This window comes from Micromonospora sp. I033 (assembly GCF_053890995.1).
Genome location: NZ_JBSSLX010000281.1, coordinates 1 through 6202, shown reverse-complemented (window position 1 = coordinate 6202; position 6202 = coordinate 1). Strand labels below are relative to the sequence as shown.

The 6202-nt window shown below is 74.1% G+C and carries 7 protein-coding genes; 3 read left to right on the top strand and 4 right to left on the bottom strand.

The genetic code is table 11. The annotated features are described in order from the left end of the window. On the bottom strand, positions 1–1481 hold a 1481-nt coding region (locus ACW0Q9_RS28315), incomplete at its 3' end, for a TIR domain-containing protein (protein WP_456186450.1). Positions 1482–1589: 108 nt separating this feature from the next. Here ACW0Q9_RS28315 and ACW0Q9_RS28310 point away from each other — a divergent pair. After that, entirely contained in the window at positions 1590–2822 is a 1233-nt protein-coding gene (locus ACW0Q9_RS28310) for an SLC13 family permease (RefSeq protein ID WP_456186448.1), read from the top strand. Positions 2823–2961: 139 nt separating this feature from the next. Then, positions 2962–3537 (top strand): hypothetical protein, encoded by a 576-nt coding sequence (locus tag ACW0Q9_RS28305; protein WP_456186446.1) that lies wholly within the window; start codon positions 2962–2964, stop codon positions 3535–3537. 55 nt (positions 3538–3592) lie between these two features. On the opposite strand, the gene ACW0Q9_RS28300 is transcribed toward ACW0Q9_RS28305, so the two are convergent. Further along, positions 3593–4087: a winged helix-turn-helix transcriptional regulator gene (locus tag ACW0Q9_RS28300; RefSeq protein ID WP_456186444.1), complete on the bottom strand. Its 495-nt coding sequence runs from the start codon at positions 4085–4087 to the stop codon at positions 3593–3595. A 90-nt stretch (positions 4088–4177) separates the two neighbouring features. Between ACW0Q9_RS28300 and ACW0Q9_RS28295 the strand changes: the two genes are divergently transcribed. Further along, positions 4178–4501, top strand: coding sequence for a nuclear transport factor 2 family protein (locus tag ACW0Q9_RS28295; protein ID WP_456186442.1), 324 nt, complete (start codon positions 4178–4180; stop codon positions 4499–4501). Between the two features lie 10 nt (positions 4502–4511). On the opposite strand, the gene ACW0Q9_RS28290 is transcribed toward ACW0Q9_RS28295, so the two are convergent. Then, on the bottom strand, positions 4512–4961 hold the full coding sequence (locus tag ACW0Q9_RS28290) for a hypothetical protein (protein WP_456186440.1): 450 nt from the start codon (positions 4959–4961) through the stop codon (positions 4512–4514). Then, the coding region (locus tag ACW0Q9_RS28285) for a molybdopterin-dependent oxidoreductase (RefSeq protein WP_456186438.1) at positions 4954–6202 on the bottom strand (1249 nt) is incomplete at its 5' end. The genes ACW0Q9_RS28285 and ACW0Q9_RS28290, both read right to left, overlap by 8 nt.

Sequence of the window (6202 nt, the reverse complement as noted above, 5' to 3'; positions counted from 1 at the left end):
TCGTGCCGGTCGTCGCGGCCGAGCACCCAGCGGGTCATCCCGTCGGCGCCGAGCCGGAGCACCTGGGCACGGCCGTCGCGGGAGGCGGTGGCCAGCGGCACCACCGGGTCGACCCGGGCGCCGGGGGCCGCGTCGGCGAGCAGCAGGTTGAGCATCGGGCCGACCAGGCGGTTGAACGAGCCCCGGTCGCGCAGCGACGCCCGGTCGGGCACGGCCAGCTCGTCGGCGTACGGGGTGCGCGGGCCCGGGGCGTGCGCCATCGCGCCGAGCCGCAGCCAGCCGGACTGCTGGTAGTGGCGCAACCGCTGGGCGAACCAGGTGGACTGGGCCTCGCCGAGGAAGCCGTACCGGTCCTCCTCGCGGTGGGTGATCGCCACGGTGGAGTTCAGCCCGGCCACCACCACCCGCAGGTCCGGCACCGGGAAGAGGGTCCATGGCTGCTCGCTGTCGAAGATCCGGTCCTCGAGGCCCTGGTAGAGCTCGTCGAAGAGGCGCGCGTAGTGCCGCCACTTCGGCCAGTACGGCGGCTGCGGATCGACGTCGTCGGCCTCGCAGGTGGCGAAGTAGGCCCGGCTGGCGGCCATGGTGACGTCGCGCGGGCCGGGCACCACGACCAGCCGGTGCGGCTCCAGGCCGAGCAGCACCCGCAGCCCGGTGAGGAAGCTCAGCGCGTCGGAGAACTCCCGGGGGCTGCCCGACTCGGTCAGGTTGCCGGCCACCACCAGCAGGTCCGGCCGGGGCACCCCGTCGTTCATCAGCAGGGTGAGGTCGCCCATCAGGTGTTCCTGCAGCTCGCCGGGGGTGACCGGGGCACCCGGCTCGATCACCCCGCGGCCGAAGCGGGGCCCGGCCACCTGGAGAACGGTCAGGGTGCCGCGCGCCGCCGGCACGGCCGCCGCGGCCGGCGGGAACGGCGGTGGGTTGATCGGGGTACGCCGGGCGCGGCGCGGCGCCGGCGCGCCGCTGGCGGACGCGGCGAGCACCCCGGCCGGGTCGGCGGGATGGTGCGGGAAGGCCGGCTGCCGCATCGGTTTGGCCCGGCCGTCGAGCGTCTCCCGGATCCGGTCGAGCACCCGGCCCCGCGCCTGCGCCGCATCGTTCACCCCGACCAGGTCGACGTAGGTGATGGTGGCGAGCAGGCCGTCGATCGGGCAGTCCTCGACCCGCACGGTGACCAGCTTGTTGCCGGTGCCGTCCGGGTCGGCGCGCAACGCGGCCTGCCACTCCAGTTTCCCGTACGTCGAGTGCAGGTAGCGTTCGGACAGCACCGCCACCACCACCTCGGCCTCGCGGACCCCGCGGTCCATGAAGTCGATGAAGTTCGTGCCGGCCACGAAGTCCCACGCCTGGAGCAGGGTGCGGTAGCCGGCCGCCTCGAACTCCCACGCCAGCCAGGTCGCCCAGCGCTCGTCGGCCGGGGAGTAGCTGATGAAGAAGTCGATGGGGCGGTCGGACCGGGTCGGGTGCGCGCCTACAGCCACATGGTCATTATGGCCACCGACGGTCAATTCGTGGACACCCTCGGCAGCCGCTGCGCCTGCCGCGTCGGGCCGGTCCGGGCGGGCCGGGGTGTGCGAGGATCATCCCTCGTGGAGAGCGTGGGCCAGCCGCCGTCCGCCGCGCCGGACCGGAGCCGCTGGGGGCGGCTGCACGTCCTGGACTGGATCGCCCTGGGGCTGGCCGTGGTGGGCGTCCTCTGCGTCCTCACCGGACTCCTCCCCCGCGCCGACGCCGGGGCCACCGTACGCCGGATCGTGCCCATCCTGATCTTCCTCGGCACGGTGGTGGTGCTGGCCGAGCTGACCGCGGTGGCGGGGGTCTTCGACGCGCTCGCCGCCCGGGTGGCGATCACCGCGCGGGGCAGCTACCGGGCGCTGTTCTGGCTCTGCGTCGGGTTCGCCTCGGTGACCACCATCGCGCTCAACCTGGACACCACGGCCGTCCTGCTCACCCCGGTGATGATCGCCCTGGCCCGCAAGCTGGGCGTGCCGCCGACCCCGCTGGCGATGACCACGGTCTGGCTGGCCAACACGGCGAGCCTGCTGCTGCCGGTGTCCAACCTGACCAACATCCTGGCCAGCGACCGGATCGGCCTGGACCCGGTGCCCTGGGCGGCCCGGATGTGGTGGCCGCAGCTCGTGGCCATCGTGATCACCATGCTGCTGCTCTGGTGGTGGTACTGGCGGCCGGCCCGGGCCGGAGCCGACCCGTTCGTCCCGCCGCCGCCGCACGTGCCGCCGGACCGGGTGCTCTACCGCACCGCGCTCGCCGCCTGCCTGCTCTTCATCGCCGGGATCCTGGTCGGGGTCGAGATCGGACTCGCCTCCGGGGTGGCCGCCGCGATCCTGGTCGCCGGCTTCGCGCTGCGCGCCCGGGGCAGCCTGCGGCTCGCGCTGGTGCCGTGGCGGCTGCTGGTCTTCGTGACCGGGCTGTTCCTCGTGGTGCAGACCATCGGCCGGTACGGCCTGGACACCCTGATGGGCACCCTGATCGGCGGCGACCCCGGCGCGGCGGGCGCGCTGCGGGCCGGCGGCGTCGGCGCGCTCTTCGCCAACGTGGTCAACAACCTCCCCGCGTACGTGGCCGGCGAGGCGGTCATCGCCACCGACCACCACACCCAGCTGCTGGCCCTGCTGGTCGGCACCAACGTCGGCCCACTGGCCACCCCGTGGGCCTCGCTGGCGACGCTGATCTGGTACGAGCGCTGCCGGGCCGCCGGGGTCGCCGTGCCGCTGGGCCGGTTCGTGGCCACCAGCGCCGCCCTCGCCGTGCTCGCCACCACGGCCACCGTGGCCGCCCTGCTGATCGGCCCGGGCGCCTGAGCCGGCCGGGCACCCGGTTCACCGTTCTCTCCGGCAAACCACCGGCCAACCGCCGGTGCTCAGCCTGTCCACTCGCATCGACGGTTGACATGGTCGTGGTGCCGGGACTTCCGGCCACCGACGCGAGGAGCAGACGAGCATGAGGAGAGCGGTAACGAGCATCGCCGCCGCGGTGTTCACCGTCCTGGCCCTGACCGTGCCGGGCGCGGCGCACGCCCAGCCGGCGGGCGGGTCGCAGGCGTCGCAGGCGGGCGAGGTGTGGAACGGCGCCTGGTACACCGTCCCGCCCGGCCAGATGCAGACGCTGTACAACCTGAACGGGTATCCGGAGAACTTCTGGGTCGGCACCTTCGACACCTACACCAACCCGGGCGAGCTGTGGCACCGGTGGCAGAACCCCAACGGGTCCTGGCCGACGCAGCAGAGCCTGAAGGGCGTCATCTACGACAGCTGGTGCGGCAACAGGAACAAGGACGGCCGGCTGGAGATCTTCGTGAAGGCCGCCGGCGGGGACGTCAACCACAACTTCCAGCTGAAGCCGGCGGGAGACTGGAGTGGCTGGCGGACCCTGGGTGGCCGGATCGCCGCCGGGCGTGGTGTCTGGTGCGCCACGGACGGCGACGGCAACCTCGGCATCGGGGTCTACGGGCCGGACAACATGTGGCACTACAAGTGGCAGGTCACCCCGGGCGGCAGCTGGACGGGCTGGCTGTAGGCCGGTCCCGGAGCGGCGGCGTGGGGTCCCGCTGGACGGGGCGCCACGCCGTCGGTCACGCGGCCGGCAGCGTGCCCGCGTACCGGGCGCGCATCGTGTCACTCGCCGCGGGCCCGGCGGCGAAGACGAACCGCTCCGGGTCCAGCGGACAGCCGGTGGCCCGGTCCACCACGACCGGCTCGACCTCGGCGCCGGTCTCCCGGTCGACGAGGATCATGCTGCGTCGCTCCGGCGCGAGGCGCGAGTTGCCCCAGGCGGCGAGCGCGACGATCACCGGGCGCAGGCTGCGGCCCAGGTCGGTGAGGACGTACTCGTGGCGGTCGGGACGGGTCTGGTAGCGGCGGCGCTCCAGCAGGCCGCTGGCGGTGAGCGTGCGGAGCCGGCTGGTCAGCATGCTGGAGGAGATCCGCAGGTTCTCCTGGAACTGCTCGAAGCGGGTGTAGCCGTCGAAGGCGTCGTGGAGGATCAGCAGGGTCCACCACTCGCCCACCACGCCGAGCGTCGCCGAGAGCGGGCACTCGCGGTCCTCCAGGCGGATCTTGCCGGCCATGCGCGCTCCTCGGCGAGTGGGTGCTAGGGTCGAAGTGACTCACTTCCAGTTTAGCAGTAACCCCTTCGCGACCCACCCAGGAGCCACACCGTGGACACCGCACCCGACATCGTCCGCCGCTACTTCGCGCTCGCCGGCCAGCCGGACAAGGACCCCTACCTCGCCCTCTTCGCCGACGACGCCGTCGTCGAGGACGAGGGGAGGACCCACCGGGGCATCGCGGAGATCCGCGCGTGGCGCCGCGAGACCCCGCCGGTCTCCTACGAGATCACCGACGTCGAGGACACCCCGGCCGGCACGGTGGTGACCGCCACCATCAGCGGCGACTTCCCCGGCAGCCCGTTCGCCGGGCTGCGGTTCCGGTTCGAGGACTACGACGACGCCCACATCCGCCGGCTGCGCATCGCCCCGTGACCGTCGCCCGTCAGCGGGCCCGGCGGGCCAGCCGGCGGGCGGCGTAGAGCAGCGCGCTCGCGGCGAAGAGCGCGCCGCTGACCGCCAGCCACCGGCCGAGCATCGCCCGGGGCGCCAGGCCGGTCGCCGAGGCGTAGGTGTCCCCGCCGAGCCCGAGGATCCCCGGCAGGTAGACCAGGAACAGCAGCCCGGCGCCGAGCGCCGGGACCCGGACGTGGTTCAGCGGCGACGGGGTGCCGCCCCGCCCGAGCACCCCGCGCAGCCCCCGGTCGACCGACGCGTACACCGGGAAGAGCATCAGGTCGTGTGCGACGACCGCGCCGACGAACCAGAGCAGCATCCGGCCGGCCGACGCCTCGCCGGCCAGCCGCAGCGCGATCCACCCGGTGACCGCGAAGCACCCGACCAGCAGCAGGAGGTGCCAGGGCGCGGCGCCGTACGCCCGGCGGAACTCAGCCATCGAACGTGATCTCCTCGACCCACTTGGTGCAGTGCACCCCGGGCAGCGCGGGCACGATGATCCGCGCCGGGTAGCCGTGGTCCGGGCTGAGGTCGACGCCGTTGACCCGCAGGGCGAGCAGCGCGTCGGCGTCGGTCACCTGGTTGCCCTGGAGGGCGGCCCGGCTGAACAGGCCGCCGCGCTCCAGCGACCGGACCCGCGCGGCGGCCGGATCGGTCGCGCCCACCAGGGCGGCGAGGTCACGCAGCCGGACCCCGGTCCAGCGCTGCGAGGTGGACCAGCCCTCCACACAGGCGATCGGCAGCGTGGTGGTGTGCTGCGCCATGGCGAGCAGCCGGCCCCGGTCCAGCGCGACGGCACGGTCCCCGGCGCGCAGGGTCAGCCGCCAGCCCGGCCCGGCCTGCTCCGGCGTGACGCCGGCCGCGGCGGCGCTGCGGTTGACCGGGAAGCCGTTCGGCCCGTCGTCGACCCGCCGGCCACGTGGCAGCAGCAGCGCGGTGCGGCGCAGCGCGTCGACGCTCTGCCCGACGGTCAGCGCCGCCAGCAGCAGCGAGCCGCCGCCGACCAGGGCCAGCACCCCGCGCCGGCTCATCGTCGCCGGCCCGGGCCGCCGGGCCACCAGGCCGTCCGGGTCCGCCGGCTCCGGCCGGGTCCGCTCCACCGGGGTACGTCCGTGACCGGGCCCGCGCAGCGCGGTGACCAGCCGGGGCAGTTTTATCGCCACGTGCGTGACCAGCGCGGCCGTGAAGATCCACGCGCCGTACCAGTGGGCGGTGTAGAAGTCGAAGCCGAACAGGTAGGCGTACTGGATGTTGAGCAGGCCGGTGACCGTCTGGAAGAGGATCCCGCCGACCAGCAGCAGCAGCGACAGCCGCTCCAGCAACTGGGCGGCCGAGCGGGCCGGCGGCCAGTCGAAGAGCTTGGGCACCACCGACCAGAGCTTGCCCAGCACCACCGGCAGCAGGACGATGCCGAGCGTCACGTGCAGCCCCTGGGTCACCCGGAACAGCCAGGCGGGTCGGGTCGGCCAGTCGACCACCGGCGGGTGCAGCCAGCCGACGTCGCGGGGAAATGCCTGGCCGAGCCGGGGCCCGTAGGCGATCCAGTCGAGCAGCCCGGTGACGATCACCAGGGGCAGGGTGGCCAGCAGCACGGCACCGAGCACCGAGGTCAGCCAGGGCCCCCGGACCGGGCTGCGCCAGGCGCGGTCGAGCGAGTCCACACCGGGCGGCCGGTGCCGG

Coding starts and splice junctions, on each gene's coding strand:
- ACW0Q9_RS28305 (WP_456186446.1), top strand. CDS start 2,962: ATGAGGAGAGCGGTAACGAGCATCGCCGCCGCGGTGTTCACCGTCCTG.
- ACW0Q9_RS28300 (WP_456186444.1), bottom strand. CDS start 4,087: ATGGCCGGCAAGATCCGCCTGGAGGACCGCGAGTGCCCGCTCTCGGCG.
- ACW0Q9_RS28290 (WP_456186440.1), bottom strand. CDS start 4,961: ATGGCTGAGTTCCGCCGGGCGTACGGCGCCGCGCCCTGGCACCTCCTG.